The sequence below is a fragment of the Maricaulis sp. D1M11 genome, from assembly GCF_047308265.1.
In the GTDB taxonomy this organism is placed as follows: domain Bacteria; phylum Pseudomonadota; class Alphaproteobacteria; order Caulobacterales; family Maricaulaceae; genus Maricaulis.
Genome location: NZ_JBKQWY010000007.1, coordinates 24,380 through 50,573, shown reverse-complemented (window position 1 = coordinate 50,573; position 26,194 = coordinate 24,380). Strand labels below are relative to the sequence as shown.

Below are 26,194 nucleotides of genomic sequence, written 5' to 3'. Positions count from 1 at the left end.
GGATCAGGCCTCCGACGCGTCGAGAGCCTGGGCCAGTTCACGCTCCAGACCGAAATACCGCGCCCGCTCCCAGAATTTGGGACGGGCAATGCCAGTGGACACGTGACGTCCCTTGATCTTGCCATTCTCGTCCTCGCCCTGGATTTCGTGGACAAACAGATCCTGGGTGACAATCACATCGCCTTCCATGCCCACCACTTCCGTGATGTGCGTGATTTTCCGCGAACCGTCGCGAAGGCGGGCTGCCTGGATGATGACATCGATCGATCCGACAATCATTTCGCGGATCGTCTTTGCCGGCAGTGAATAGCCGCCCATGGTGATCATAGATTCGACCCGCGACATGGCTTCACGCGGTGAGTTGGCGTGCAGTGTTCCCATTGAGCCGTCGTGACCGGTGTTCATGGCCTGCAACAGGTCGAAGGCCTCAGGCCCCCGGACCTCACCCACGATGATCCGTTCGGGGCGCATCCGCAGACAGTTCTTCACCAGATCGCGCATGGTGACCTGACCCTGGCCTTCCAGATTGGGAGGACGAGTTTCCAGTCGCACCACATGCGGCTGCTGCAGCTGAAGTTCGGCGGCGTCTTCGCAGGTGATCACGCGCTCATCATGCTCGATGAAGCCGGTCATACAGTTCAGCAGGGTGGTCTTGCCCGAACCGGTACCGCCTGAAATCAGAACGTTACAGCGGCAGGCGCCAATCACGCCCAGAACGCGTGCGCCTTCAGGCGTGATGGAGTTGAAGTTGACCAGGTTTTCCATGGTCAACTTGTCTTTCTTGAATTTCCGGATGGTGAGCGTCGGCCCGTCCAGCGCCAAAGGCGGCGCGATGACGTTCACCCGTGAGCCATCGGCAAGACGCGCGTCACAGATCGGCGAGCTTTCATCCACCCGACGCCCGACCTGGCTCACGATCCGCTGACAGATATTCATCAGCTGACCATTGTCGCGGAAGCGGATATTGGTCTTCTCGACCTTGCCGTCGACCTCGATGAAGACCGCATCGGCGCCATTGACCATCACATCGGCAATATCATCGCGGGCCAGCAAGGGTTCCAGCGGGCCGTAACCCAGGACATCATTACAGATATCCTGGAGCAATTGCTCCTGTTCGGCGATCGACATCGCGACATTCTTGATCGAGATAATCTCGGTCACGATGTCGCGGATTTCCTCCGCCGCCGTTTCCTGGTCCAGTCGCGCCAATTGACCCAGATCGATGGTATCGATCAGAGCATTAAAAATGGTCGTCTTGATCGCGTAGTATTCTTCGGACCGTTCGCTTTCCGCGGCGACGGGCTTGGGCCTGGGCGCCGGTTTTGGCATCGGCTTGGCGGCCGGTTTCGGATTGGCCTTTACGCTCGCCGGACGCGCCTCCGTAGCGGCCGGAGCAGGTGCCTCGGCCGGTGTGGGTGCTACTCGGGGCGTGACACCCCCCGCGCGTTTGCCGAACATCTAGACCTAGCCTCCGAACAGTTTCGCCAGGAAGGATTTTTGTGGCATGGCCGCCGGAGCCCGACCTGTAAGCACACCCGCGAGATGGGAAAAGCCTTCCGCAGCCCGGGAGCGACCATCCAGTTCCGAAATCATCTGACCATTATTGGCAGCCTTACCGAATAACTGCGGCTCAAACGGCAAAACCAGAACGGGGGCTGTGCCCAGAGCATCCGCGAAGTCCTTGACCGGAATTTCAGGACGTTTGGGAGTGCCTGCCATATTGATGATCACGCGCGGTGGTTCGTCATTGGGACGGGCCGAATGCACGAGATCGATCAGATTCTTGGCATTACGCAGCGATGCCAGATCCGGAGTGGCCGTGATCACCACCTCATCAGACCCGATCACCGTCTGGCGCACCCAGGGAAGCCACAGATGCGGCAAATCCAGAATGACATAGGGCGCCTGACGTCGCACGAGTTCCAGCACGCTGTCATAGGCGTCCGGCGCAAACTCCCAGTCCTTGTCCAGGGTGGCAGGCGCTGAGAACAGGCTGAGACGATCGGTACAACGCACCAGAAGACGATCAAGCAGGGCCTCGTCCAACCGCTCCGGTTCCGACAGGGCATCACCCAGCGTCTGGGCGGGGTCCTGATTGAAGTCCAGCCCGGCGGTTCCGAACGAGAGATCCATGTCCATCAGAACGGCGTCAGCATGAATGCCTTCAGTCAGGCACCAGGCTGCGTTATGGGCAATCGTGGAGGAACCCACACCGCCCTTTGCGCCAATGAAGGAAATGGTCTTGCCCGCAAACGGTGCTTCGGGATCCAGAAACAGCTCGGAGATGGTGCGGATCAGGTGCAGCGGTGACATGGGCGGCACCAGATATTCGCTGACCCCGCGCTTGATCAGCTCACGATAGAGCGTGATGTCATTGGCGGCGCCAATGATGACCACCTTGGTGTCGGGGTCACACACGCTGGCGAGTTGTTCGAGCTGGTCGAACAGGCCCCTGCCTCTCATACCGCTTTCCACGATCAACAGATTGGGCGTGCTCTCGTCGTGAAAGCGCTCAATGGCGACCGGCAGTCCACCAAGTTCGACGGTGACATGCGCCTTGGCCAGGCGACGATCATCCGCAGCATTGTGGATCAGAGCCCCGGTTTCCGGACGTTCGCAGAATGCCGCAATCGAAATACGCGGTACGGGCTGGTCCGGGATCTCGCTGTCGATTTCCCCATACAGAGCCTCGCCGGCCGGCATGGTCAGACCCGCTGCAGCGATCTCGTCGCGCAATTCCTCAAAGGCCGGATTGACCTCCGCGGGCGCGTCTGCAACCGATTGGGCGTCAGCCACAAAAGGATCGATTTGATCCGTCCCGGCGCCAAAAGCCGTATTGTCCTCCGCGACCGGGCCCTCACCCAGCAGCAGCGCTTCAACTTCGTCCGCGGCCAGGAACGGATCCTGTCCATCGAGCAGGGGATCTGCGTTCATGGCGTGTTGTGCCTTACCCATGTGACGTCCTCCTCCCCCTCTAATTGCTGTTCACCTGCGAGGCGAGACCGCTTTCGCTGTCGCCGCGCTCGGTGGCGGTGTTTTGACCGGCCCGATACCGGTCGATGACGGTCTGACGCCGTCCGCTATCGCTCGGTTCCTGACCACGCGGAGCAATAAGATCATGCGGATCGGCGATCATCGCCGCCAGATTGGCCGCCATTGCACAGCCGAAGCGGCGGTGACGGACATTGTCGAATTCAGTGGCCAGATTATCCCAGCCTGGCTCGCAATCGGGTCCGACGGCCCGATACCGCGTGAAGCTGAAAATCACCGGTGCATGCCCTAGGCCCCGGGCGTCATAGGCCCCGCCCGTAATCTGCCGCCAGTCGATACCGGCGTCGTAGAACTGAGTTCGGGCCAGGGCGATCGCCTGCATGGCGGCCTGCTCATTGCTCCCGCCCTGAGGATAGGAAATCACCAGCGGTCCATGGCCGCGCGCCTTGTATTCGTCGGCCAGCACAGAAATCGCGTCGATCTGCGCCCAGGTCAGCCCGTTGTCTGCCGGATTGACAGGCATATCGAAACGCATGGTCTCGGCTTCCGCCGTGGCCCGCGGCAGGCTTGAAATGGAGGTATCCGCCGGGATCGCGCACGCGCTCAGCAAGCTAAGGGACGCCGTGAGACCGGCAAGGATGAGACGGGTCGAGGTCAGTGTCATCGTCATCACTCCTAGTCGAACAGGAAGCCGATCGGGCCATTCCAGGCGCGGTTTCCAGTATCGGATCCCGGTACGGAATAGGCTCGGTTCAGGCGGGCAAACAGAAGGCTGGAGGCTTCGGACGCCGTCATGAACCCGTCCGCCGGTGTCTCCAAAGCGTTGGGATTGGCGGGATCCACCAGATAAGGCGTAACCAGGATCACCAGTTCTGTTTCCTGGTTTTCATAGTCGCGACTGCGGAACAGGGCGCCCAGCACCGGAATATCCATGGCTCCGGGCATGCCATCCAGATTTTGCCGCGTTTCCTCCTGGATGAGGCCCGCCAGGACAAGACTGCCGCCCGAAGGTAGTTCAACAGTGGTCTCCGCACGGTTCACCGTAAGCGACGGAATGGTCAGACCATCCACTGTGCCGACAATGTTTCCGTCATCATCGGTCACAACACTCTCGGAGAAGGTCAGCGCGCCCTCGGTGGACAGCTCGGAGACTTCCGTGGAGATCCGCAGGCTGATCCGCCCTTCCGACATGACCACCGGCGTAAAGCCCAGGCCCACACCGAACGGTTTGAATTCGATGATGATATTGCCTTCACGGTCGCGACCGACCGGGACCGGGAATTCACCACCGGCCAGGAAGTTGGCGCTCTCACCGGTGATTGCGGTCAGATTGGGCTCGGCTAGTGTCCGCACAAGGCCGACACGCTCCATGGCCTGGACAGCGGCGGAAACACCATCAATGGCTCCGCCACCCGTATTGGTCCAGTCCACGCCCGCTGTGACACCATTGAGGAAACGGCCCACCAGGGAAAACTCGTTCTGGGTCGCGACGGCAAAGTCAAACTCACCCGATGTACCGGTTGTGGCCAGGTTGACGCCCAGCTGGCGAACGATCGTCCGGTCCATCTCCACGATGCGGACTTTCAGCATGACCTGTTCACGACCTTCGATCTCCAGCATGGAGAGAATGTGTTCCGGGTCCTCCACCCATCGCTGGGCAATCCGCAGGGCAGCATCCGCTGAGGCTGCGTTCGGCACACTGCCCGACAGGACGATGTGATCATTCATCGCTTCGGCTGTCACACGGCTGTCTGGCAGGAAGCGCTGAAGACTGTCCTGCAGGGGCGCCAGGTCCCGCTCGACCCGGATGTCCAGATCCAGAACCAGATCCCCGGCGGCATTGAAGAAGAAGGCATTTGTCTGGCCGACACCCATACCCATCAGATATGTCCGCCGCGGCGTGCGCACCACCGCATCCGCAACCTCCGGATTGGTCACAAGAACATCGGAGACATCAGACGGCAGGTGGACCACGGCAGCCTTGCTGAGCGGCAGCGCCAGGCTTTCGGACACCGGACCCTGGCCGGGCTCTCGGATATAGACCTGCATTGTATTGCCGCGCTCATTGACCTGGGCCTGGCTCGCCATCGGCGCCAGGAGGCTCAAAGCCAGAGCGGAGAGGAAGGGACGCATCATGGTCAGTATCCTCAGTTGTCGCCGCTCATCGCGACCTGCTGGGCATGCCCATAGCGGATCAAGGTCACGGAGCTGGAACGGTTATTGTCAAAACTGCTGGAAGCACCGGCATCATCATTTTGAACGAGGACCGGGCCGCCGCTGGCATCAGTCATGGAGCGCAGGATCAAGGTCACTTCGCCACGCGCTACGGCCAGAGAAACAGCGCGGGCCTGGTCAGGCGTCAGTTCGAGCGTCGCCGTCTCACCAATGACGGATTCATCTTCATCATCGCCCTGGAAGCTCTGGTCGATCGCCAAGACACGGGCATTTTCAACGAGGGTTTCTGCGGAAAAGAAACGGCGCGAGGAGCGGCCGGTTTCTTCCTCGGCCTGGAAGGAGACAATCACATCCACACGGTCATTCGGCAGGATAAAACCACCCGCGCCGGTTTCCGCCGAGATCGGCACGGCAACGGCCCGCATGCCCGGCGACAGAACGGCGGACATGAAACCCGCCTCGCCTTGCTGAACCAGGCGGCGACCGGTGATCGGCTCACCCTGCCCGATTTCATTGCGCACCACCGCGCCCACATAATCGGATAATTCTTGTCCGCGCCCTTCAACGATATAGCCCGGGCTCACACCCTCATCCGGCCAGGTTTGCCAGAAGAGATCACCTGCGCTCACCCGCTCGCCAATCGGAAGATCATTGCGTGCCACCAGGATCCGGACCGCCGGGCGCTCTTCCACAACCGCTTCCACAACGGGTTCGCTGGACATGGTCTGACGCACAAGGAAGGCGACAACAATGGCCGCCACACCGGCAGCGACGAGGATAGCGATGCGGACCGCGTTCATGACGCATTATCCCTTCAAGACGCACAAATACGGTCACAATCTGACGCTGAAAGTCTCAAGGGCGCGTTAATGATGTCGGTTCAATCCCGCCTATCCTGCGATTTCACTGTAAGGCGTTCAAACCCCAGCGAAAAACGCATGCCCCGGTAAGACGATCAACGCCCCCGCCGCCAGCGCGATTCCGTAGGGAACCGGAGCGCCATCTTCCAGAGCCGAGCCTTCGATCCAGCCTCCGGGAACCGGCAACATCGGCACGGTGCGTCTCAGGGTCAGGAGCAGCAGGGCCACTCCACCCCCGGCGAGAGCCGTGAAACCGATGAACCAGCCCGTGTCTGGCCAGCCAAACCACAGGGCCGCAGCCGCAATAAGCTTGGCATCTCCCCCGCCCAGCGTGCCCGTGGCAAACAGGAGCATGCCCAGCAACAGCGCGGCAAACCCCGTCAAGGCGTGCAGACCCAGCTCACTCCAGCCGAGACCTGAAAAGGGAACCGCCACCACAAAGGTCAGGGCGACCAGACCGCACAGCCAGTTTGGAATCGTAAAGCGCGTAGCATCGAAATAGGCCGCCATCATCATCAGGACGGCAAACAGATACAGGGCGATCTGGCTCATTGGGGCACTCCCTCATGCGGTGTCCCCAGACGTCTAGCGCCTCAGCCTTAATATTCAGTTTTCCGGATGCGATTCCGAAGTATAGATAAAACAAAGAGGCCGCCCGCAATGCGGACGGCCCTTCGCTTGATTGCTTTTGACTGAGCGACTTAGAGCGCGTCAGCAACAGCCTGCATGTTGGTCTGAACACCAGCACCCAGAGCGGTGACAGCGCCAATGATGACAACAGCGATGAGAGCGGCAATCAGGCCATACTCAATAGCGGTTGCGCCAGACTCGTCTTTGAAAAAGCGATTGATGAACTTCATTTGTCTTCTCCCGTGTTAGGTATCGCACCCTCAGAAGGCATCCATCCCGACCCCTCCTGAACGATGCCCACTAAACACGAGAAGAATTGCCACCAAGTAAAAATCCATGCTTACCAAATTCTTTATATCAGAAACGGGCATCTATAGTTTACACATTACTAATGACCCAAATTGACACACATGAAAATTTGTGGAGCTGGATTTAGAAAGAATTCACACGCGCGCGAGAGGATGGCCGCCATAGATCAAGACGAGTGCGCGGAGTTCGACCCATGTTTCGCAAATGCCTGGCCCTTGTGGCCCCTGTTATTGCCCTTGCGGGTCTGACCGCACCGAGCCTGGCCGATATGACACTGCCGGCGGAACATGCCCGCATTGTACGCCTGCCCGCGGAAGCCTCCGCCGTGGTCATCGGCAATCCCTCCATTGCGGACGCCATGGTCCATGATGGTCGTACACTGATCCTCACCGGTCGCCTGCAAGGCCGGACCAATGTGATCGCGCTCGATCGGATTGGACGGGTGATTTATTCCGAAGACATTGTGGTTTCGCTCGACAATCCCGATCAGGTCGCGCTGTTCAGAGGCCCCAACCGTCATACGCTGAGCTGTGGTGATACGTGCAACGAGATTCCGCGCGTCGGCGACGAGACATCTCGCACCACAGCCCTGACCCAGCAGCAGGATGATCGCCTCACCATCGCCCAAGAGGCCCTGGGCGAAGACACTCTGCCGCAATAAGCCACCCGAACACCATGATCCGGTCTTTTTCCAGCTTCCTGCGACGCTATCGGCGGGCCCGTTCCGGGGCTACGGCCGTGGAGTTTGCCCTGATCGCGGGACCGTTCTTTTTCCTGCTGTTTGCCCTGATGGAGATCGCCGCGATCTTCTTTGTCGGAGCGGTTCTGGAAAACGCCATGCTGGAAACCGCACGCGATATCCGCACGGGCGCCGCGCAGGGCGCCGGCATGAGCCGCGCCGGCTTCACCGCCGCGATTTGCGATCGGATTGCCGTGATCGGGAATTGTGACCAGCTGGAAGTCGATGTGAAGGTGTTCAACGGCTTTGGTGACGTCCAGCAGGACAGTCCGATCAATCCGGATGGATCTCTCAACACCGGCGGCATGGATTTCGAGCCCGGTGACGCAGGTGATATCGTTCTGGTCCGTGTCTACTACAAGTGGGAAGTCATTCTGCCCGATTTCGGCGGCTTCCTCACCAATATGGAAAACAATCAGCGCCTGGTCACGGCCGCGACCGTATTCCGGAACGAGCCGTTCGATGACTAGTCTTTTGCGTTTCCTCACCCGTTTTCGCCGCCATGAAGCGGGCATTTCCGCGGTCGAATTTGCCCTGATCGCCCCGCTGATGCTGCTGATGTATCTGGGTGCGGTTGATGTCAGCGTGGCGCTGACGATTGACCGCAAGATCACATCGACGGCCAGCGCCATGGCCGATCTTGTGGCCCAGGATGATGTAATAACCGATCAGGAAATGGCTGATATCTTCGCGGCGGGTCAGGCCATTCTGGTCCCGTTCGACGGAGCACCGCTGCAGGTCCGTGTCTCCAATGTCTATATGGACATGAATGATGATGTCGAGGTGATGTGGTCGGACGCCGAGGGCATGTCCCCGCTCGCAGTGGGATCAACGCCAAGCATGCCCACAGGTGTGCTTTCGCGCAACACGTCCGTGATCATGGTGGAAGTGTCCTACGAGTATAACACCGTCTTCAATCAGCTCGGAATTGGCAGGATCGATATTGCAGAAGAATTCTACCTGCGCCCGCGCCTGACCTCTTTCGTGGCTCGCGACTAGCCAACCCCGACTATCCGGCTGACCTCGACCTCTCCCATCAAGGCATTGGTGAGGGTGATCCGGTCAGCCGCCAGCAGGTCTTCAAGCGGGTATTCGCCTTCGATCACGCCCCGTTCCTCCAGGACCCGCGCACGCATCGTACCGGGAAGAATGCCGCACGCCTCCGACGGCGTGAACCATTGGCCCTCCCGTCGCCAGAAGAGGTTGGCACAGTCTGCAGACGCCAGCCGCCCCGCTTCATCCCGCATCAAGGCCATATCCGCCCCCATGCCATCAGCCATGCGACGCGCCTGGAGACCATCTGTGTAAGACAGGGTCTTGTGCACCGATGCCGGACTGGTGGAATTGCGGCAGATCGAGACCAGGCCCAGGGAGACACTGTCGGGCGGCGGCGCCAGAGGGGATGCGGTCATCCACACCTGCGCGTTCTCAGTCCGGGCAGGAGCCAGACCTCGCGCCATTTCGCCCCGGCTGATGGTGAGGCGCAAGGCGGCCTGGGCGAGGTTGTGCTCGAAACACAACGTGCGAGCCGCCTGAGCGAGATCATATCGGTCAAACGGGTTCTCAAACCCCAACACGGCACAGGACCGTGTCAGACGGGCTCGATGACGCTCAAGGCCGGGAATCTCCCCGCCTTCAAACCGCAGGGTTTCAAACAACCCGTCCCCCAACGTGAACCCCCGGTCCTGCAAGCTCGGCCTGGCGATGGTATCGGCGACCATCTCGCCATTCTGCCAGATCCGCATCACAGCCCCTCCATTGCACCGTGACCTGTAATGGCCTGGAACAGGCCGGACGCCTTCGTCAGCGTTTCCTGATACTCGGCTTGCGGATCGGACTCGGCCACGATTCCCCCGCCCGAGCGGATCACCACCGACCAGTCAGGCCCGGCCCGCTCAAACATCACAGTCCGGATCATCACATTGAGATCGAGGGTCTGCGTGCCAGACATCCACCCCAGCGCGCCGCAATACGCCCCCCTGGCCTCCCCTTCCAGTTCCGCAATGATCTCCATCGCGCGCACTTTCGGCGCTCCGGTAATCGATCCGGGCGGGAAACTGGCTGCCAGCAAATCCAGCGCGTCAGTGCCTTCAGCCAGTCGCCCGGTCACGCTGGACACGAGGTGATGCACATTCGAATAGGTTTCGACACCGCACAATTGCGGCACCTTCACGGACCCTGTCACGCACACCCGCGAGAGGTCATTGCGCATCAGGTCCACGATCATCAGATTTTCCGCGCGGTCCTTGCCGCTGTCGAGCAATTCCGCGGCGAGCGCCTGGTCCTCGTCAGGTGTCGCACCGCGCGGTCGCGTCCCCTTGATCGGCCGGGTTTCAACCGCGCCCGCGGTGACAGCGATAAAGCGTTCTGGGGAATGAGTTGCCAGAACACGATCGCTCGACAGGCAAAAATACGCCGCATGGGGCGCGGGACTGTCCTGCATCAGGCGTCGAAACACATCGTATGGCGTGTCATGTGCCCCCAACATCCCGGAGAAGCGCTGCGACAGGTTTAGCTGGAACACATCGCCCGCATGGACGTAATCGCGCGCTTGTCGGGCTCGCTCGATATAGGCGTCACGTGACCATAAGGGGCTCAGCTCACCCCCAGCCGGGACTGGATGAGACGGGATTTCCCCTGACGCCTGCCCCGCTTTGATGACGGCCAGAAGCTGGTCCATCGTGGTCTGGCACTGCCCCTTCAGCCAAACCGTCTTGGAGGTTTCGTCAAACTCCAGCCAGGCCGGATAATAGCCCATGGCCAGATCCGGTGCAGCCCGTTCAAAGGTCGGCAATCGCTCAAAAGCACCGGCCAGGTCATATCCCAGAAGCCCGGCCCAGATCCCGCCCTGCGGACCGTATCTGACCTGCTGCGTCCATGCATCATAGGTCTCGCGGTCCTGCCCTTCACACACCTCGCCAGGCGCGATGAACAGGCGTGATCGCCCCGACACCGCATCATGCAGCAGTAATGACCAGGGTGTTTGGGCGAAGGGCGCGAAAGCATTGACCGGATCGAACCAGTCCAGAGTCTTGGACAGGGCCTGTGTCTGCGCGACCTCCGGGCCGCCTGTATGCGACGTCACCGGTCGAGCCAATGCGCCTTGAGCGCTTCGATCTCGTCCTCGGTAATGCCCAAGGCGCCGGTCAGATAGTCGTGCGACGAACCAATGGTCGCAAAGGATTCATTGAGGAAATCGGCATGGACACCGAGGAAGACCCGCATGGCCTCTTCATCCACCTCCAGCCCCATATCCTTGCGCAACCGTCCCTGAAAGGCCGGGACCAGGCGATCATAATCCACCGCCGTATTGGTGAGGAGATAGTCCTCCATGACCACATCCCGGTCCACACCGAGCGTATCAAGAACCAGGGCGCAAAACAGGCCGGTCCGATCCTTGCCCGCCGCACAATGCACGAGGAAGCCGGACTCGGCATCGCCGTTCGCCAGAGCCCGGAAGGCATTGCGAAACACGATCTGATTGCCCTCTTCAGTGGGGATACGCTGATAGGCGGAGAGCATGTAACCACGCACGGTGTCAGGCGTGATATCGCCCTTGCGCAGAAATTCCAGGTGCGGCGGTTCGGGATGATCATTCTGATCAGACGACAGGGTGGTGACACCGGGCGTCTCGAGCCAAGGAGACGGCATCTGATTGCGTTCACGTGGACGGCGCAGGTCAGCCACCACAGCGATATTCAGTCCGTGAAAATGGTCCAGATCCGCGTCGCTGGCATGGGCGAAATGACCGGACCGGAAGAGGCCCGGGCGAATAACCGCGCCATCAAGGCCGGTATACCCGTGCCAGTGGCGAAAGTTATAGACATTATCAAGCAGAGTGACTCGTTCCATATGATGGAGGTACGCCCTCACACCCGGCGGGGCAAGGGCTCACTGGACACGAAAATTTCCCAAACGGGGCAGACAGACGCCCAGCCCATGCACCGCAAGGACACTCCACAATGCGAGGGGACGCGCCCAAGCGACGGGCAGTCCCGGACCGATCATCAAGACGATGGTCAGAACACGAAAACTGATCGCCGCAAAACCAAGACTGAATGAAAGGGCCAGCCAGAATCTCGCCGCGCCGATCTCGGCAGTATCCGCCATCCAAACGGCCCGCAGGCAACTGCCAAGCCAAAGAGCACCCCAGACCACCCGCCCCAGACGTTCGGGCCAATAGGGCGGGTCACCGGCCATGAGGGCCGCGCCCGAAAACACACACCCCAGAACCGACAGGGCATAGAGGCTCATCAACACCGGATAACGGGCCGGGTCGCGTTTCGATTGTACCAGTACCATACCGCAAATCAGTGCTGCCAGCCCCAACCCGCCATGCAGGGGGGACGCCGGGCCAGGGCCGGCAACACATTCAGGTGAGCCCGTCTCGCTGGGACCGAGACCACAGGACAGGCTGATCCAACACATCAAGCCGATCCCGGTCCACAGGAGCAGGGGGAGGCCCCAGCGACGCACCGGACTCACCATCTCTTCAGGCCGCGATCCGGGTCAGAAGCGGCGCAGCAAGACGAGATGCCCGCCTGCGACATGATCCGCGTCAATGATCGGGCTGTCCTTGGCACTATCTGAGAGGAATTCCACGTCCGCCCCTGCCACCAACAGCCAGTTGGTGTTGATTGCATAGGTGAACTCGGCCTCCAGGACGGGGGTCACGCCTGCATCCACGGCATAGGCCGGACGCCCCTGGCGCGCCTCCTCGGCGTAGACCCCGTAAAGATAGGTCGACAAATCCTGGTCCTGCCAGCGACCCCCAACCCGCCAACCCAGGCTCATCCGGTCCGAGATCTGGTGGTCCATGCCCACGCGCAGGCTGGCTTCCTGCCCACCATGGGCATCGGTGACATCAATGAAATAGTCGAATTCGGCGACAACCGGCCCGCGCTCGAACTGTGCAGCTAGGCCGACTTCACCCGCCATATCCCGGCTCATGTCTTCCAGCCCGGTCACCTCGCCGGGGTCGGCAAAACCGAAACGGGGACGCGCCCGCACGTCCACCTCGAACCCGTCGCGTTCAAAAACCTTGACCCCGAGCCCGTCTACACCGGCCGAGATGCGCTCACCCTGATAGAGGATTATGGGCACCGGGCTGACATCGAGATCACCGCTTTCACCCAGAAAAGGAATGGTCTCCACCAGAACACCGGCGCCGACATAGACTCGTGCGCCCTCATTCTCCTGCGCATACCCTTGTCCTGACCCAAGACCCCAGACCAGTGGCACCAGCGCGCTTACCCACATCAATCGACGAAGCTTCATCATCATCCTCAACTCACTGAGAGGATCCGCAAAAGGCGGGCCCTCGAGATGAGCGGGATATGTCAGGTCTCGGAAGGACGGTCGCCCAAGCCTGTAGGATCGGTCATTACAATGTCCGAACCGTCCGGCCCGGACATGCTGGACGCCCCCGGGTCCGGCAACGCCTCAGGCCAGTCGAGAGGATTCCGGCGCCAGTCCGTGGGCGTGACACCGGTATGTTTGCGAAAGGCCGCATTGAAGGTCGAGCGGGAGTTGAAGCCTGTCGCATGAACGATATCGAGCACGCGCTCGCCACTGCGCAAGCGATGACAGGCCTCACCAATGCGCCACATGTTCACAAAATCAAAGAAACTACGCCCCAGATGCTCGTTTAGGGTTTGGGAGACATTGTTCTCGCTGACATGGATCATGTCGGCGAGACGACGCAAGGACAGCCCACTATCGCGATAAAGGCGTCCCTCCGCCATCGCCGTGTCCAGACGCGCAGCGATCCGCGCCATTCTCTCCGAGGACAAGGCGCTTTTGGAATACTTGGCGGGTTGGGTCGGCAAGTCCGGTGCGTCTGTGACGGCCTGTTGGAAAACAGTGGCCTGGTTCAGTCCGAAATAGGCGGTCCCGCTGACCCAGAACAACTCCAGAATCGACACGATATTGCCCTCAATAGAGTCATCAATCGCCACGACCTCAACCAGGGTGAAGAAAATTCCGACCAACCAGGCAAAGGTCAGCGCGAGAAGAATATTGCGGAGCCAGAGCAGGGATTTGTTTTCCAGATTGGAGAACACATTGCGGATGGTCACCGAGTGTCGCCCCAGATGCCGATAGGTCAGCACAAGGCTAATAAAGGCGACGGCCAGAAAGATGAAATCAATCGCCTGGACCGCCATGCCGGCCAGGCCTTCGGGAGGCGCACCGCTATCCAGGCTGGCAATCTTGTCCTGCGCGGGTAAGCCATACCAAGGCAGCAAAAGAAGATAACCCAGCGGCACTAAACCGCCATACATGGCGATCCGGCGTACAGTCAGCTCAGGGCGCAAGGGATTGGTGACGTCCCGCACATACAGCAGGATCGAGGGCCCCATCAGGATGATGATTGGCCAGATCAAACCCGCCATCCAGGGGTGAGCGTCATAGACCCCGCCCAGCGCCGCCAGATCATCGATTTCCGACAGGGCGGCGACACCCAGGAAGGTCATCAACCCGACCCGAACGCGCACATCCTCCGCAGGTCCCCGCATCAGCAGCAGACAGGTGAACAAGGCGACCCCGATGATCATCGCCGCAAAAATCGTCTCAACAAAGATCAGAGCTTCAAGACTCATGAAAGCGGCTCCTCAGCCGTCAATGCCTGCCTCGCGCAGGTCTTCAAGCAGAGATCGGTACTGCGCGATCAAATAGCGCTCCTGGGACGCCAACTCTGTAAAACCGATCGCGGTGAACTGGAGTACGGGCCGCAAATCCGCCTCTTCCATCACCTCCGGACCGGCAAACAGAAGATCGACAATCTGGCGCCAGGTCGATTCCACGCCATTGGCCTGCATGTCATAGACGCGCGCTGTCTCGGCGACCACTTCATAGGGAAGCACATCCAGACGCCCGTGCTGTTGAGCATGGGTCCAGGCAAAACGCGACAGCCCCGGCGCATTGATCCCCTGCGGCATGATGCGGGCTGACTCACCGAAGATCGTGCCGGTCACGGGTGTCTCGCTCGCATCAATCTCGGCCAGACGGTCACCAATACGCGCCGCGACCGCCTCGTGATACGTCGCAACCCGTTCGAGCTGGGTGATGTTCGATTCAATTTCTGCAACAACCCGCGACATGGCCTCGCGTGCAGCCCGTCGATCCGCCACATCCTCACGCCATTCATTGACGATGAAACCCAGCACAACGGCGAACACGATCAGTCCGGCCTCAATGAGGGCGCGGCCCAGCCAGGGCGGTTTCGGGATGGAAATGGGCGAGGTCATCACATTATTCCTGTATGGAGTTCGTCACCTGGTTCGATTAAACGGGACGCCAGAACTGGCCCGCCGACACGGTCGGGACATCTGGCGCATGCCAGGTCCTCCACCGCATACCGTGCCGTCTCACACCCCGCCACCCCCTAATCCTCAGCCCTGGCCCAGTAGGGATCCGTACTGAAGGCCTGCGCGAGATAGCCCATCAACACGGACACGCGTGGCAGGGTACGCAGATCCATGTGCGTGAGAACCCAGAGTGTGTTTTGCGATGCATGCGGATAGGTGAAACAGCGCACAAGATCCTCGCGCCGTAGATCATCCGGTAGCAAAGCCACGCCCTGCCCCTGAGCGGCCAACGACGCCATCACCGTCAGGTCATCACATTTGAGAGGAGACAGGGCCTGTCCGTCCTCAAGAACACGACGATAGGCGGGGTAGCGAGCAAGCGGCCCTGCGGGCGCGATCAGGCGGTGTCGGGCGAGGTCCTCGAGCTGGGCCAAAGGGTCGTGGTTCACCAGATAGTCCGGTGACGCGTAGACCGACCAGTCAATGCTCAATACCCTGCGCCCCCAGAGGTGGTCAGGCGGGCTGGCTGAGACCCGCAGCGCTATATCCGCCGTGCGATCGGCCATGTTCACTTCCTGGTTGGACACCAAGAGCTCAACCTGGATCGCGGGATACATCTTGCAGAAGTCCGCGAGATAACGCGGCACAACAGTCTCTGCAAAACTGCGGGGGACGGTCAGGCGCACCAGACCCTCTGCACCTGTGTCACGCCCGGCGATACGACGTCCGATATCGTCAAAGCCCTGCGCAATGTCGAGCGCCAGATCCTGCATATCCCGTCCGGCATCGGTGAGGACATATCGCCCCCTGATCCGGTCAAACAGACGGGTTCCCATCTGTTTTTCCAGGAGCGCCATGTGACGAAACACCGTGGCATGGCTCTGCCCCGTGCGCGATGCCGCCCGGACCTGCGACCCCGTTTCACAGACAGCAAGAAAGGTTTTGACGAGATTCCAGTCCACGGATCACCATTTCATAGATGAAATACCCGCTCAAATTTTTGCCTATCCCGCCCGAAACTGCAATGCACCATATGCAAGCCGATCCACCCCTCACAGCCTGGGAGCTCTGTCATGATTGGCTATACATCACTTGGTACCGACGATCTGGTCCGTTCTGAACGTTTCTACGATGCGTTTTTGTCAGAGCTGGGCGCACACCAGATCATGAAAATGAACGATTTCATCGTCTGGGCCCCGCATGAAGGCGGCCCAGCCTTCTCGATCCACATTCCCGAAAACGGTCAGGCCGCCACCATTGGAAATGGCGTCATGATTGCGCTCTCGGCGAGCTCGCCCACCCAGGTCGATCTCCTTCACGCCAAAGCCCTCGAACTGGGCGGCACGGACGAGGGGCAGCCGGGATATCGGGCTGATGGGTTTTATGCCGCCTATTTCCGCGATCTCGACGGAAACAAGCTGAACATTCATCATCTGGAGAGCTAGAACCCGACGCCCAACAGGGCCGGCGTTCGCCATGAGCAGAACGCCGGTGCCTGTGTTTATCGGAAGGGCGGCTCGTCGAAACTGCGCAGCTTGCGAGAGTGCAGAGCCTCGCCACCATCCTGCTTGAGCAGTTCCAGCGTCTTGATACCGGCACGCAAATGCTCGGACACCGAGCGCTGGTAGAACAGGTTCGCAGCACCTGGCAGTTTCAGCTCACCGTGCAGCGGCTTGTCCGAGACACACAACAGCGTACCGTACGGTACCCGCAGGCGCAGGCCATTCGCGGCGATGGTGGCCGATTCCATATCCACAGCAATGGCACGCGACTGATTGATGCGTTTGGCCGCTGCCGCGTAACGCAGTTCCCAGTTCCGGTCGGCATAGGTTGCAACGGTCCCGGTGCGCAGGCGACGCTTGAGATCCTCGCCCCCATCCCCGGACACATCAGCCACAGCCTCTTCCAGTGCGATCTGGATTTCGGCGATCGGTGGAATCGGCACCTCCAGCGGCAGATCGTCATCGAGCACCGCATCATAACGAAGATAGGCGTGTGCCAGCACATAATCGCCCAGACGCTGGGAATGGCGCAGCCCGCCACAGTGACCGATCATCAACCAGCATTGCGGTCGCAGAACAGCCAGGTGGTCTGTGATATTCTTGGCGTTGGACGGACCAACCCCGATATTGACCATGGTAATGCCCCGGCCGCCCGGTGCCTTGAGGTGATAGGCCGGCATCTGGAAGCGTCGCCAGGGCGCTCCTTCCACCACCGCATGGGCATTGGGTGTGTCCGCATCCACAGTCACAAAACCGGCGGCTGAGAAACTCTCATAGTGATTGTCTTCCTTCAGCTGACCGATGGCCCAGCTGGTGAAGGCATCCACATAGCGGTGGTAATTGGTGAACAGGATGAATTGCTGCACATCCTCATAGGGTGTGCCGGTATAGTGTTTCAGCCGCTGCAGCGAGTAATCCGTGCGCGGGGCATCAAACAGGGCCATGGGCCGGTCCGCACCCGGCACATGAAGATGCTCGCTATTGGGCACTTCATCATTGATCTTGGAGAGGTCCGCATAAGGGAAATGGCGCACCAGTTCGGCCGGTGTCGCGGCATCCATGTCCAGACCTTCAGCGCCATCCAGCACGTAGGAAAAGGGGATCTCCACCTCGGATGGCCCCACTTCGAGCGTAATGTCATAGGTCTCGATCAGCAGGTCGAGCTGCTGACAGAGATAGTCCCGAAACAGCTCGGGGTGTGTGAAGGTCGATTTATAGATACCCGGATCGGTAAATTTGCCAAAGGCCCGACTGATCGGCGGGGGCGGTCCGTCCGGCGCGTAATTCACGCGCAATTCCGGATAGACAAACGCCTGTTCGGCTCGCAGGGCGGCGACGTCGATCTTTTCGCCACTCAAAAATGTTTTCAGGGCCGCGCGCAATCGGTCTACGGCGGCAGTATAGAGGCGGTCCAGCTCGTCGACGGCCTCTTTCGGTGTGTTCACTATCTTATATTCGGTCATCGCGGCGATATGACATGAAACCGCCCTGCTCGTAAATCGGAATCCCGCAGCCTCACGCAAGCCTGATTTTGGCGCGATCTGAATGTTCACATTCGCGTTTCAGCATTGGCCTGGGGAAAACTTCTCTGTATTCACGCCGGTTCGCGGATTTTTGCCCGCTACGACTGAAAGAGAGACACGTCATGACCAACACACAAACCTGGATCGTCCTGAAATTCGGCGGCACCAGCGTTAAATCGCTGGCGGATTGGCGTGTCATCTCCAAACAGGTCACGGCCCGCCTGGAGGCCGGACACCGCGCCCTGATCGTCCACAGCGCTCTGTCAGGCATTTCCGATGCACTGGAAGACCTTGTGATCGCTGCTCTGGAGAACGAGGCTGAACCGGTTCTCGCCGCCATTCGTGCGCGCCATCTCGATCTTGCCAGCGAGATGGAACTGGACGGGGCCGCCCTGCTGGACAGCTATTTCACCGGGCTGGAACGTCTGTCCGCCGGCATCAGCCTGACCGGCGATGCCAGTCCGCGTCTGCGTGCCCGCATCATGGCGCACGGTGAGCTGATGGCCACCACACTCGGCGCAGCCTGGCTGAACAAGACCGGCCTTCAGGCCCACTGGCTGGATGCCCGCACAGCGCTGCAGGCTTTACCCTCAGACCCGGTCTCCTCCTATCTCAATGCCGATTGCGCCTATGACACCGACACGGCCCTGCAAGCCCGGCTGGACGATACCGGCGCTCCGGTAGTCATCACCCAGGGCTTTATTGCGGGTCGTGAGGACGGCGATACAGCCATTCTGGGCCGAGGTGGATCAGATACGTCTGCGGCCTATTTCGCCGCCAAGCTGAATGCGGATCGACTTGAGATCTGGACCGATGTCCCCGGCTTCTTCTCCGCCGACCCGCGCCTGACGGGATCCGCCCGTCAGATCCGGGCACTGTCCTATGAGGAAGCCCAGGAACTGGCGTCCATGGGCGCCGGCGTCCTGCATCCACGCGCCATAGCGCCGGTCCGCAAGGCCGGTATCGCCATGCAGGTTCTGTGTACCCATCAACCCGAACTGGACGGGACCCGTATCCAGGCAACCCCCTCGGAGGATGCGCCCCGCCTGAAAGCCGTATCAGTGAAACATGGCGTTCGCCTCTTCACGCTCGACAATGACGGCATGTGGCGGACGTCAGGCTTTCTCGCCAAGGCGTTCGAACCCTTCGCCCAGCATGGCGTCTCTATTGATCTGGTCTCCACGTCGGAAACCTCTGTCACCCTCTCCCTGGACGAGGACCCGGCCCTCACGCCGGAAGTGCTTGACCGGTTGCGCTCAGATCTTGAAGCCATCGCTCGTGTCGAGTTGATCGAGGACTGTGCGGCGGTCAGCCTGGTCGGGCGCGGTGTCCGAGCCCTTCTGGCCCAATTCGGTCCGGCCATGGAGGCCTTTGCGCATTATCCGGTTCGCCTGGTCAGCCAGGCCGCCAATGACCTCAATCTGACCGTGGTCGTCGACGGCGACCAGGGCAAGGCCTTGTGCCGTCGCCTGCATGATCAGCTCATCCAGCCCAAACCCCGCGATGTGACCTTCGGCCCCAGCTGGCGCGAACTCCAGGCCCAGGCAGTGGACACGCCGAGCGCCTCATCACCTGTGTGGTGGCGGACCAAGCGACAGGCTCTGCTCGACCTGTGTCCCGCCGACAGCGCTCTCTATGTCTATGATCTGGAGACAGTCAAAGCCCGGGCCAGCGCCATATCCGGACTGAAAAACCTGGATCGCGGCTGGTATGCCATGAAAGCCAATCACCAGCCCGATGTGATCCGGACTGCGGTTGAAGCGGGGCTGGGTGTGGAATGCGTCTCCATGGCCGAGGTCCACGCCGCGCGCGCCGCTGTGCCGGACCTGGGGCCGGATCGGATCCTCTTCACACCCAATTTCGCCTCGCGGGCTGAATATGCCGAAGCGATCGAAATGGGGGTCCATCTCACCCTCGACGGCCTGCACCCGCTCCGCCATTGGTCCGAGATCTTTGCCGGTGCGGAGATCACCCTGCGCATCAATCCGCAGCGCCCGGAAGGCCACCACAAACATGTGCGCACAGCGGGTCCGGAAGCCAAGTTCGGCCTGCATGCAGACGAACTGCCCGAAGCGATCGACCTGGCCCGCAAAGCCGGCGCCATCATCACCGGCCTGCATGTCCATTCCGGCTCCGGCATTTCCGATCCGGAACACTGGCGCCGGGTCGGCCTGTTTCTCACAGAGACAGCCCGGGATCTGCCGGATGTCAAAATCCTCGATCTGGGCGGCGGTCTGGGCGTGGATGAGGCCTCCGGGCCGCGCCGCATCGATACGGATGCGCTGGATGTCATGCTGGGCGAATTGAAGACCGCCTATCCGAACTATCAGCTCTGGCTTGAGCCGGGCCGTTTCATCGTCGCGGAATCCGGAGTGCTGCTCGCCCGGGTCAATCAGGTCAAACACACACCAGATGCCCGCTTCATCGGCATTAACACCGGTATGAACAGTCTTATCCGCCCGGCGCTCTATGGCGCCCGGCATGATATCGTCAATCTGACGCGCCTGGATGAGCCCATGGACTGGGTTGCCGATATTGTCGGTCCGATCTGCGAGACTGCCGACCGTCTCGGTGCCCAGCGTCTGATGCCACACACCGAGGAAGGCGACATCATCCTGATCGGCAATGGCGGCGCCTATGGCAGGGTCATGGCCTCGACCTATAATTTGCGCCAACCCGCCGGTGAGGCGGTGATCTAACCGCGTCTCACCTCCATGATTGCCCCGCCCGATCTCAGCTCTATGCTGCGGGCGGGGTTTTGTTGGACCGGAATGGGTACGCGGCGATGAATACACATGAGTCCATGAGCGCACAGACGTCTGTGCGTGCCTATCGACCGGCGCTGGACGGGCTTCGGATTGTCGCCTTTGGCCTGGTCGCGCTCTATCATCTCACGACGATCGAGGCTCGGTATGGCGATGGCAACCTTCTATCGCCCCGTCTGCTGCTCGGCGTGTCCGGAGTTGATATCTTTTTCGTGCTCTCCGGCTTCATGATGGGGCAGCTCTTTATCGGACAACCTGCAAACCGGCGACCGACACCGCTCCGCTTTCTGATTGACCGCGCCTCGCGGCTCTTCCCGCTCTACTGGGCAGTCAGCCTGGCCCTTCTGGCGGTTTGGCTGGTTCAGCCCGATCTGGTCTTTGGCAGTCGTTCGGAAACGCCGGACCTCATCCGGTCCTTCCTGTTATGGCCCGCCGACACGGCGCCCCTGCATGCCGTGGGCTGGACACTGGTTCATCTGGCCTTTTTCTATCTCGTCTCCGCCGCATTGCTGGCCCTGCCAAGACGCTGGCTCTGGCCCGCGCTGGGGATCTGGGCCGGGTTCACACTGGTGCTCTATGCCGTCGGGGCCGGACAATGGACCGCTGAGACCCGTCTGATCTCCCATCCGCTGGGACTGGAATACATTCTGGGCCTTGCCCTCGCCCTGCTCCCCACCCCTTCACCGGTGCGCGCACGCCTTCTGGCCATCATGGCGGGCATGATCATGCTGACTGTCGCCGTCGGCGCGGCCCTGATTGACCAGGATCTGCGCCTGCTTGCTCCCTTGCAAAGGGTCGCGCTTCTCGCGCCTGGCCCGGCCCTGATGATCTATGCGCTCAACGCCTGGACGCACTCGCAACCCTCATCACGCTGGCTCAGCCTGGCCGGCGTGGCCCGAGCGGGATTTGCGCTTTATCTGACCCATATTCTCGTGATGAGCGTCATCGGGCGGATCTGGTCGCCCTTCGCCTTGCCCGGACTTTTGGACAATATGCTCATGATCCCGGTCATGCTGATCGCCAGCCTGGTCGCGGCCATGCTCACCGAACGCCTGTTTGAAACCCCGCTCGCACGGCTTATCCGGCAGCTTGGCCCTTCACGCTGACACACAGAAAACCCCGCCTGGCACGGCCAGGCGGGGGTTTTTTATCCGATTCATCGTGAGACCCTATTCAGCCTCGGCGGTCTCCCGATTGGTTTTCATGTCATCAAACATAGACCACACACCCTCATCGCCGTGCCAGTCACCCTGGGTGGCCCCCTTGGAATACTCCGTCGCACGCGCCTCGAAGAAGTTGGCGTGTTCAACTCCGTTGAGGATTTCCGTCAGCCAGGGCAGCGGGTGTTCCTTGACACCATACAGCTTGGGCAGGTCGAGCTGCCCCAGGCGCCAGTCCGCAATATAGCGGATATATTGCTTAATATCGTCCGGCGTCATGCCTTCGACCTCACCCATCTCGAAGGCGAGCTCGATGAACTTGTCTTCAAGACCGACCACAGTGCGGCAGCACTCGACAATGTCGTCCTTGACCTCCTGGGTCAGGGCGCCGGTCTCCTTGGCAAAGGCATGGAAGAGCTTGATCATGCCTTCACAGTGCAGGCTCTCATCACGGATCGACCAGGTTACGATCTGCCCCATGCCCTTCATCTTGTTGAAGCGCGGGAAATTCATGAGCATGGCGAAGGAGGCGAAAAGCTGCAGTCCTTCTGTGAAAGCCCCGAACATGGCCACCGTACGCAGGATATCAGCTTCCGATTCAACACCGAACCGCTGCATGTAATCATGCTTGTCCGCCATCGCCTGGTATTCCATGAAGGCGGAGAATTCGCTGTCCGGCATGCCGATGGTTTCCAGCAGCAAGGCATAGGCGGCAATGTGAATGGTCTCCATATTGGAGAAGGCCGACAGCATCATTTTCACTTCCGTCGGACGGAAGACGCGGCTGTAGCGCTCCATGTAATTGTCATTCACTTCGACGTCCGACTGGGTGAAGAAGCGGAAAATCTGGGTCAGGAGATTGCGCTCCTTGTCAGACAGCTTGGTCGCCCAGTCCTTGCAATCCTCGCCGAGGGGCACTTCCTCGGGCATCCAGTGAACCTGTTGCTGCTTCTTCCAGAAGTCATACGCCCACGGATAGCGGAACGGCTTGTAGGAGTGACTGGTGGTCAAAAGACCGGGTGTATCCGGGGTAATGATGGTCATGGAAACCTCGCCTGCGTCGAATCGGCGTCGCCTGCGCGACACACAACATATTGCGCCCAAGCCTACCGAAACGTCTACACCTTGTTGTGGATCTTCCACATCTTCGCGATCATGTGTCGCAGCTAGGGTGCAATTCAAACGCGATGATAGTGCTTTTATCGAGCTGATGTCCGATCATAAGGCGCTGACATTCAGCGTCGAACCTACCAGGTCCAGTTGACCGAAACCGCGCCGAAATCCTCGGTCTCTTTATATTTCTCGACGCCCGCGACGTATTCATACTCACGTCGGACATAGGCAAGCGAAATATCAGCATCGCCCATCCGCAGGGCCACACCGGCCTGACCATCTCCGACCACCTGGCGCTGGGTCAGATCGAACGCTTCGCGCAGATCCATGCCTTGCGAGGGATCATACATCAACGCCCGGCGATCAGCCCCGGCAAAGACGAACCAACTGGCACCAGGCTCTTCATCGCTGCCCAAATACTCGCCGATGCGCACTTCAGCGCCGGCGCTGGTAGCTGAACCATCCGGTCCGACACTGACACCGGCATGCGGGGTGACGGACACATCCAGCTGATTGCCCTCGCCCGGTGAGTCAAAAGATCGGCTGTAATTCACGGCCACCGTCGGGCGATGGTCTTCGTGTTCGACAACAACCGGCGAATTGCTCACACGTTCGGGTACAAACAGGTCGTAAGCAGCACCGGCACTGGCATCATCAAGAACGGAGACCTCGATTGTTCCGGCATTGCCCAGATCAATCCGACCGGTGGGTGTGACACTCATGGCTGCCAACGCATCGCGGCCCTCGATACCGGAGCTGGACGACAAGGCCGTCAATGCGACACGGGCGGCTCCCGGTGATAAGGGACGAACATTGCCTTCAGCCATGAACTGGCTTTGCACGAGATCACGACTGGAGACAAACCCGCCGTTTCCGGACGAGCTTGAGAAACTGTGGGCAGAAGCCGGAGCATTGGCTGAGGTTGTGCTCACGACGCCGGAAGAGGTCGCAATACCGGGCGTGGACATCAGATAACTGACGCCACCCAGTGCGACCAATCCCGCACATAGCAATTCGCTGCGACGACCGAGAGCCATCGTTATCCCCCTTGTTGTGACTATAAAACAGGGTCTGTGTGACAGTTTCACCCTGTTTCCCGCCACAGGCGAAAAGAGTTAACACATTTCTGCGCAATTCGTCCAACAGCGCCATAAATAAAAAAAGAGCCCGGCACGAAGCCGGGCTCTCAGGCACACGAAAGACTTGCGTTTTGTCAAAGACTTACTGGCAAGCCAGGCATTCTTCATAATCGGTGGGCGCCGCTGCTTCCATCGCTGCCTCGGCATCAGATTTTTTACCTTCTGCCCCGGCATAGGCCGCGCGCTGGACCGATTTCGAACGGCAATAATAGAGCGATTTCACGCCCTTCTCCCACGCTGTCCAGTGCAGCATGTGAAGATCCCACTTGTTGATATCCCCTGGCAGGAAGACGTTCAGGGACTGGGCCTGGCAGATATAGGGCGTACGATCGGCTGCATGCTCGATCACCCAGCGCTGATCCAGCTCGAACGCGGTCCGGAACAGCGCTTTTTCGTGTTCGTCCAGGCAATCGAGATGCTGGACCGAGCCTTCATGCTCCAGAATGGAGGCCCAGACCGCCGGACGGTTCTCGCCCTTTTCGTCCAGGATGGCCTCCAATTGCGGATTTTTCACCGTCGTGGAACCGGATAGGGTTTTGTGCGTGTACACATTGGCTGGGATCGGCTCGATACCTGCAGACACCCCGCCACAAATGATGGAGATGGAGGCGGTCGGCGCGATGGCAAGCTTGTGAGAGAAACGCGCTTTCACACCCGACAATTCAGCATCCGGGCAGGCCCCACGTTCTTCGGCCAGCTTGACAGACGCCTTGTCAGCCTCCTGGCGGATGTATTTGAATAGGCGCGTATTCCAAGACTTCGCCATAGCCGATTCAAACGGCACATTCATCTGTTGGAGGAAGGTGTGGAGGCCCATCAGGCCCAGACCCACGGAACGCTCCTGGATGGCGGAATAGACCGCCCGGTCCATTTCTTCCGGAGCACGATTGATGAAGTCCTGGAGCACATTGTCGAGGAAACGGAAAATGTCCTCGATGAAGGTCTCGTCGTCCTTCCACTCCATGTATTTCGCCGCATTGAGCGAGGACAGGCAGCACACCGCCGTCCGCTCCTGGCCGTTATGGTCAATGCCCGTCGGAAGCATGATCTCAGAACACAGATTGGACTGACGCACTTTCAGACCCAGCTTGCGCTGGTGGGCCGGAAGTGCGTTGTTCACCGTGTCCGAGAAGATGATGTAGGGTTCACCAGTCTGCAGGCGCAGTTCCAGGATTTTCTGCCACAGCTTGCGTGCATTGACGGTCTTGAGCACCTCACCCGTTTTCGGGGATTTCAGCTCGAATTCCTCATCATCGCGCACCGCTTCCATGAAAGCGTCGGAGATGTTGAGACCATGGTGCAGGTTCAGGGATTTGCGGTTGAAATCTCCAGACGGTTTACGGATCTCGAGAAACTCCTCGATTTCCGGATGGTTGACGTCCAGATACACGGCTGCGGAGCCACGACGCAGGGACCCTTGGGAGATCGCCAGAGTCAGGCTGTCCATAACGCGGATAAAGGGAATAATGCCGGAGGTCTGACCGTTCTGGCCCACTTTCTCGCCGATCGAGCGCACATCACCCCAATACGTCCCGATGCCGCCGCCATTTGAAGCGAGCCAGACATTTTCGGTCCAGCTATTGACGATTTCGTCCAGGCTATCACCCACTGTGTTCAGGAAGCAGGAGATCGGCAGGCCGCGATCCGCGCCGCCATTGGACAGAACCGGCGTGGCCGGCATGAACCACAGGCGCGAGATGTAATCATACAGACGCTGGGCGTGCTCGTAATCATCGGCATAGGCCTCAGCCACTCGGGCGAACATGTCCTGATAGGATTCACCGGGCAGCAGGTAACGGTCTTCCAGAGTCTTCTTGCCGAAATCGGTCAGGAGGGCATCCCGCGACCGGTCCACTTTCACGCTCTGAACCACACGCAGCTCGACCGTCTCCGTGCTCTTCGGCTTGCCGCGTCGACCCGTGGTCGGCTTGGCAATGGAGGCGTGTTGGATGGCCGAATCGAAAGGCGTCATGTCACTTCT

25 protein-coding genes are annotated in these 26,194 nt (G+C 60.0%); 6 read left to right on the top strand and 19 right to left on the bottom strand.

What is annotated here, in order from left to right; translation table 11 throughout:
• Positions 1-3: 3 nt before the first annotated feature.
• The 7 genes from RMQ97_RS11200 to RMQ97_RS11170 form a co-directional block, all read right to left on the bottom strand.
• On the bottom strand, positions 4-1,458 hold the full coding sequence (locus RMQ97_RS11200) for an ATPase, T2SS/T4P/T4SS family (protein WP_413660967.1): 1,455 nt from the start codon (positions 1,456-1,458) through the stop codon (positions 4-6).
• Positions 1,459-1,464: 6 nt separating this feature from the next.
• The gene (locus tag RMQ97_RS11195; protein ID WP_413660966.1) at positions 1,465-2,955 is read right to left on the bottom strand and encodes an AAA family ATPase; all 1,491 of its coding nucleotides are present in this window, start codon (positions 2,953-2,955) and stop codon (positions 1,465-1,467) included.
• Positions 2,956-2,974: 19 nt separating this feature from the next.
• Complete coding sequence (locus RMQ97_RS11190; RefSeq protein ID WP_413660965.1) at positions 2,975-3,655, bottom strand: CpaD family pilus assembly protein; 681 nt, start codon at positions 3,653-3,655, stop codon at positions 2,975-2,977.
• Between the two features lie 11 nt (positions 3,656-3,666).
• Entirely contained in the window at positions 3,667-5,127 is a 1,461-nt protein-coding gene (locus tag RMQ97_RS11185; RefSeq protein WP_413660964.1) for a type II and III secretion system protein family protein, read from the bottom strand.
• An 11-nt stretch (positions 5,128-5,138) separates the two neighbouring features.
• Positions 5,139-5,966 (bottom strand): Flp pilus assembly protein CpaB, encoded by an 828-nt coding sequence (gene cpaB, locus RMQ97_RS11180; RefSeq protein WP_413660963.1) that lies wholly within the window; start codon positions 5,964-5,966, stop codon positions 5,139-5,141.
• Positions 5,967-6,083: 117 nt separating this feature from the next.
• Complete coding sequence (locus RMQ97_RS11175) at positions 6,084-6,578, bottom strand: prepilin peptidase (RefSeq protein WP_413660962.1); 495 nt, start codon at positions 6,576-6,578, stop codon at positions 6,084-6,086.
• Positions 6,579-6,727: 149 nt separating this feature from the next.
• The gene (locus tag RMQ97_RS11170; RefSeq protein WP_413660961.1) at positions 6,728-6,886 is read right to left on the bottom strand and encodes a Flp family type IVb pilin; all 159 of its coding nucleotides are present in this window, start codon (positions 6,884-6,886) and stop codon (positions 6,728-6,730) included.
• Positions 6,887-7,158: 272 nt separating this feature from the next.
• Between RMQ97_RS11170 and RMQ97_RS11165 the strand changes: the two genes are divergently transcribed.
• Genes RMQ97_RS11165 through RMQ97_RS11155 form a run of 3 tightly spaced genes read left to right on the top strand, consistent with a single transcriptional unit; the run spans position 7,159 to position 8,703 of the window.
• The gene (locus RMQ97_RS11165) at positions 7,159-7,626 is read left to right on the top strand and encodes a pilus assembly protein N-terminal domain-containing protein (protein WP_413660960.1); all 468 of its coding nucleotides are present in this window, start codon (positions 7,159-7,161) and stop codon (positions 7,624-7,626) included.
• Positions 7,627-7,640: 14 nt separating this feature from the next.
• Positions 7,641-8,174 carry a TadE/TadG family type IV pilus assembly protein gene (locus RMQ97_RS11160; protein ID WP_413660959.1) on the top strand — a complete coding sequence of 178 codons (534 nt, stop codon included), beginning with the start codon at positions 7,641-7,643 and terminating at the stop codon, positions 8,172-8,174.
• Complete coding sequence (locus RMQ97_RS11155; protein WP_413660958.1) at positions 8,167-8,703, top strand: TadE/TadG family type IV pilus assembly protein; 537 nt, start codon at positions 8,167-8,169, stop codon at positions 8,701-8,703. Before RMQ97_RS11160 ends, RMQ97_RS11155 begins: the two co-directional genes overlap by 8 nt.
• Here the strand turns inward: RMQ97_RS11155 and RMQ97_RS11150 are convergent.
• The 8 genes from RMQ97_RS11150 to RMQ97_RS11115 all read right to left on the bottom strand — a co-directional run bounded on the left by RMQ97_RS11150 (position 8,700) and on the right by RMQ97_RS11115 (position 15,973).
• Complete coding sequence (locus tag RMQ97_RS11150) at positions 8,700-9,449, bottom strand: aminotransferase class IV (protein WP_413660957.1); 750 nt, start codon at positions 9,447-9,449, stop codon at positions 8,700-8,702. The two genes, RMQ97_RS11155 and RMQ97_RS11150, sit on opposite strands and share 4 nt — an antisense overlap.
• Positions 9,449-10,789 (bottom strand): aminodeoxychorismate synthase component I, encoded by a 1,341-nt coding sequence (gene pabB, locus RMQ97_RS11145; RefSeq protein WP_413660956.1) that lies wholly within the window; start codon positions 10,787-10,789, stop codon positions 9,449-9,451. The genes RMQ97_RS11150 and pabB overlap by 1 nt, the downstream gene beginning before the upstream one ends.
• Positions 10,786-11,556: a tyrosine-protein phosphatase gene (locus RMQ97_RS11140; RefSeq protein WP_413660955.1), complete on the bottom strand. Its 771-nt coding sequence runs from the start codon at positions 11,554-11,556 to the stop codon at positions 10,786-10,788. Before RMQ97_RS11140 ends, pabB begins: the two co-directional genes overlap by 4 nt.
• Positions 11,557-11,595: 39 nt before the next feature.
• Positions 11,596-12,132 (bottom strand): hypothetical protein, encoded by a 537-nt coding sequence (locus tag RMQ97_RS11135; RefSeq protein WP_413660954.1) that lies wholly within the window; start codon positions 12,130-12,132, stop codon positions 11,596-11,598.
• Positions 12,133-12,213: 81 nt separating this feature from the next.
• Complete coding sequence (locus RMQ97_RS11130; RefSeq protein ID WP_413660953.1) at positions 12,214-12,987, bottom strand: MipA/OmpV family protein; 774 nt, start codon at positions 12,985-12,987, stop codon at positions 12,214-12,216.
• A gap of 56 nt (positions 12,988-13,043) precedes the next feature.
• Positions 13,044-14,303 (bottom strand): helix-turn-helix domain-containing protein, encoded by a 1,260-nt coding sequence (locus RMQ97_RS11125; RefSeq protein ID WP_413660952.1) that lies wholly within the window; start codon positions 14,301-14,303, stop codon positions 13,044-13,046.
• Between the two features lie 12 nt (positions 14,304-14,315).
• Positions 14,316-14,951 carry a hypothetical protein gene (locus RMQ97_RS11120; RefSeq protein WP_413660951.1) on the bottom strand — a complete coding sequence of 212 codons (636 nt, stop codon included), beginning with the start codon at positions 14,949-14,951 and terminating at the stop codon, positions 14,316-14,318.
• A gap of 137 nt (positions 14,952-15,088) precedes the next feature.
• Positions 15,089-15,973: a LysR family transcriptional regulator gene (locus RMQ97_RS11115; RefSeq protein ID WP_413660950.1), complete on the bottom strand. Its 885-nt coding sequence runs from the start codon at positions 15,971-15,973 to the stop codon at positions 15,089-15,091.
• 111 nt (positions 15,974-16,084) lie between these two features.
• Here RMQ97_RS11115 and RMQ97_RS11110 point away from each other — a divergent pair, with 111 nt between their 5' ends.
• On the top strand, positions 16,085-16,456 hold the full coding sequence (locus RMQ97_RS11110) for a VOC family protein (RefSeq protein ID WP_413660949.1): 372 nt from the start codon (positions 16,085-16,087) through the stop codon (positions 16,454-16,456).
• A gap of 56 nt (positions 16,457-16,512) precedes the next feature.
• On the opposite strand, the gene RMQ97_RS11105 is transcribed toward RMQ97_RS11110, so the two are convergent.
• On the bottom strand, positions 16,513-17,976 hold the full coding sequence (locus RMQ97_RS11105) for an AMP nucleosidase (protein WP_413660948.1): 1,464 nt from the start codon (positions 17,974-17,976) through the stop codon (positions 16,513-16,515).
• 182 nt (positions 17,977-18,158) lie between these two features.
• Here RMQ97_RS11105 and RMQ97_RS11100 point away from each other — a divergent pair, with 182 nt between their 5' ends.
• Both RMQ97_RS11100 and RMQ97_RS11095 read left to right on the top strand, forming a co-directional pair.
• Positions 18,159-20,735 carry a bifunctional aspartate kinase/diaminopimelate decarboxylase gene (locus RMQ97_RS11100; protein ID WP_413660947.1) on the top strand — a complete coding sequence of 859 codons (2,577 nt, stop codon included), beginning with the start codon at positions 18,159-18,161 and terminating at the stop codon, positions 20,733-20,735.
• Positions 20,736-20,839: 104 nt separating this feature from the next.
• A complete protein-coding gene (locus tag RMQ97_RS11095; protein ID WP_413660946.1) occupies positions 20,840-21,907 on the top strand; it encodes an acyltransferase family protein in 1,068 nt (355 codons plus the stop codon).
• A 63-nt stretch (positions 21,908-21,970) separates the two neighbouring features.
• On the opposite strand, the gene RMQ97_RS11090 is transcribed toward RMQ97_RS11095, so the two are convergent.
• The 3 genes from RMQ97_RS11090 to RMQ97_RS11080 form a co-directional block, all read right to left on the bottom strand.
• Positions 21,971-23,005 (bottom strand): ribonucleotide-diphosphate reductase subunit beta, encoded by a 1,035-nt coding sequence (locus tag RMQ97_RS11090; RefSeq protein WP_413660945.1) that lies wholly within the window; start codon positions 23,003-23,005, stop codon positions 21,971-21,973.
• Between the two features lie 203 nt (positions 23,006-23,208).
• On the bottom strand, positions 23,209-24,111 hold the full coding sequence (locus RMQ97_RS11085; protein WP_413660944.1) for a lipid A-modifier LpxR family protein: 903 nt from the start codon (positions 24,109-24,111) through the stop codon (positions 23,209-23,211).
• Positions 24,112-24,295: 184 nt separating this feature from the next.
• On the bottom strand, positions 24,296-26,185 hold the full coding sequence (locus RMQ97_RS11080; protein ID WP_413660943.1) for a ribonucleoside-diphosphate reductase subunit alpha: 1,890 nt from the start codon (positions 26,183-26,185) through the stop codon (positions 24,296-24,298).
• Positions 26,186-26,194: the final 9 nt, after the last annotated feature.

Bases quoted from the DNA above. Each gene is read 5' to 3' on its own strand.
- RMQ97_RS11090 (WP_413660945.1), bottom strand. From the start codon at position 23,005: ATGACCATCATTACCCCGGATACACCCGGTCTTTTGACCACCAGTCAC.
- RMQ97_RS11170 (WP_413660961.1), bottom strand. From the start codon at position 6,886: ATGAAGTTCATCAATCGCTTTTTCAAAGACGAGTCTGGCGCAACCGCT.
- RMQ97_RS11130 (WP_413660953.1), bottom strand. From the start codon at position 12,987: ATGATGATGAAGCTTCGTCGATTGATGTGGGTAAGCGCGCTGGTGCCA.
- RMQ97_RS11190 (WP_413660965.1), bottom strand. From the start codon at position 3,655: ATGACACTGACCTCGACCCGTCTCATCCTTGCCGGTCTCACGGCGTCC.
- RMQ97_RS11185 (WP_413660964.1), bottom strand. From the start codon at position 5,127: ATGATGCGTCCCTTCCTCTCCGCTCTGGCTTTGAGCCTCCTGGCGCCG.
- RMQ97_RS11080 (WP_413660943.1), bottom strand. From the start codon at position 26,185: ATGACGCCTTTCGATTCGGCCATCCAACACGCCTCCATTGCCAAGCCG.
- RMQ97_RS11155 (WP_413660958.1), top strand. From the start codon at position 8,167: ATGACTAGTCTTTTGCGTTTCCTCACCCGTTTTCGCCGCCATGAAGCG.
- RMQ97_RS11150 (WP_413660957.1), bottom strand. From the start codon at position 9,449: ATGCGGATCTGGCAGAATGGCGAGATGGTCGCCGATACCATCGCCAGG.
- RMQ97_RS11175 (WP_413660962.1), bottom strand. From the start codon at position 6,578: ATGAGCCAGATCGCCCTGTATCTGTTTGCCGTCCTGATGATGATGGCG.
- RMQ97_RS11100 (WP_413660947.1), top strand. From the start codon at position 18,159: ATGACCAACACACAAACCTGGATCGTCCTGAAATTCGGCGGCACCAGC.
- RMQ97_RS11165 (WP_413660960.1), top strand. From the start codon at position 7,159: ATGTTTCGCAAATGCCTGGCCCTTGTGGCCCCTGTTATTGCCCTTGCG.
- RMQ97_RS11110 (WP_413660949.1), top strand. From the start codon at position 16,085: ATGATTGGCTATACATCACTTGGTACCGACGATCTGGTCCGTTCTGAA.
- cpaB (WP_413660963.1), bottom strand. From the start codon at position 5,966: ATGAACGCGGTCCGCATCGCTATCCTCGTCGCTGCCGGTGTGGCGGCC.
- RMQ97_RS11200 (WP_413660967.1), bottom strand. From the start codon at position 1,458: ATGTTCGGCAAACGCGCGGGGGGTGTCACGCCCCGAGTAGCACCCACA.
- RMQ97_RS11105 (WP_413660948.1), bottom strand. From the start codon at position 17,976: ATGACCGAATATAAGATAGTGAACACACCGAAAGAGGCCGTCGACGAG.
- RMQ97_RS11140 (WP_413660955.1), bottom strand. From the start codon at position 11,556: ATGGAACGAGTCACTCTGCTTGATAATGTCTATAACTTTCGCCACTGG.
- RMQ97_RS11120 (WP_413660951.1), bottom strand. From the start codon at position 14,951: ATGACCTCGCCCATTTCCATCCCGAAACCGCCCTGGCTGGGCCGCGCC.
- RMQ97_RS11195 (WP_413660966.1), bottom strand. From the start codon at position 2,955: ATGGGTAAGGCACAACACGCCATGAACGCAGATCCCCTGCTCGATGGA.
- RMQ97_RS11125 (WP_413660952.1), bottom strand. From the start codon at position 14,303: ATGAGTCTTGAAGCTCTGATCTTTGTTGAGACGATTTTTGCGGCGATG.
- RMQ97_RS11085 (WP_413660944.1), bottom strand. From the start codon at position 24,111: ATGGCTCTCGGTCGTCGCAGCGAATTGCTATGTGCGGGATTGGTCGCA.
- RMQ97_RS11160 (WP_413660959.1), top strand. From the start codon at position 7,641: ATGATCCGGTCTTTTTCCAGCTTCCTGCGACGCTATCGGCGGGCCCGT.
- RMQ97_RS11095 (WP_413660946.1), top strand. From the start codon at position 20,840: ATGAGCGCACAGACGTCTGTGCGTGCCTATCGACCGGCGCTGGACGGG.
- RMQ97_RS11135 (WP_413660954.1), bottom strand. From the start codon at position 12,132: ATGTGTTGGATCAGCCTGTCCTGTGGTCTCGGTCCCAGCGAGACGGGC.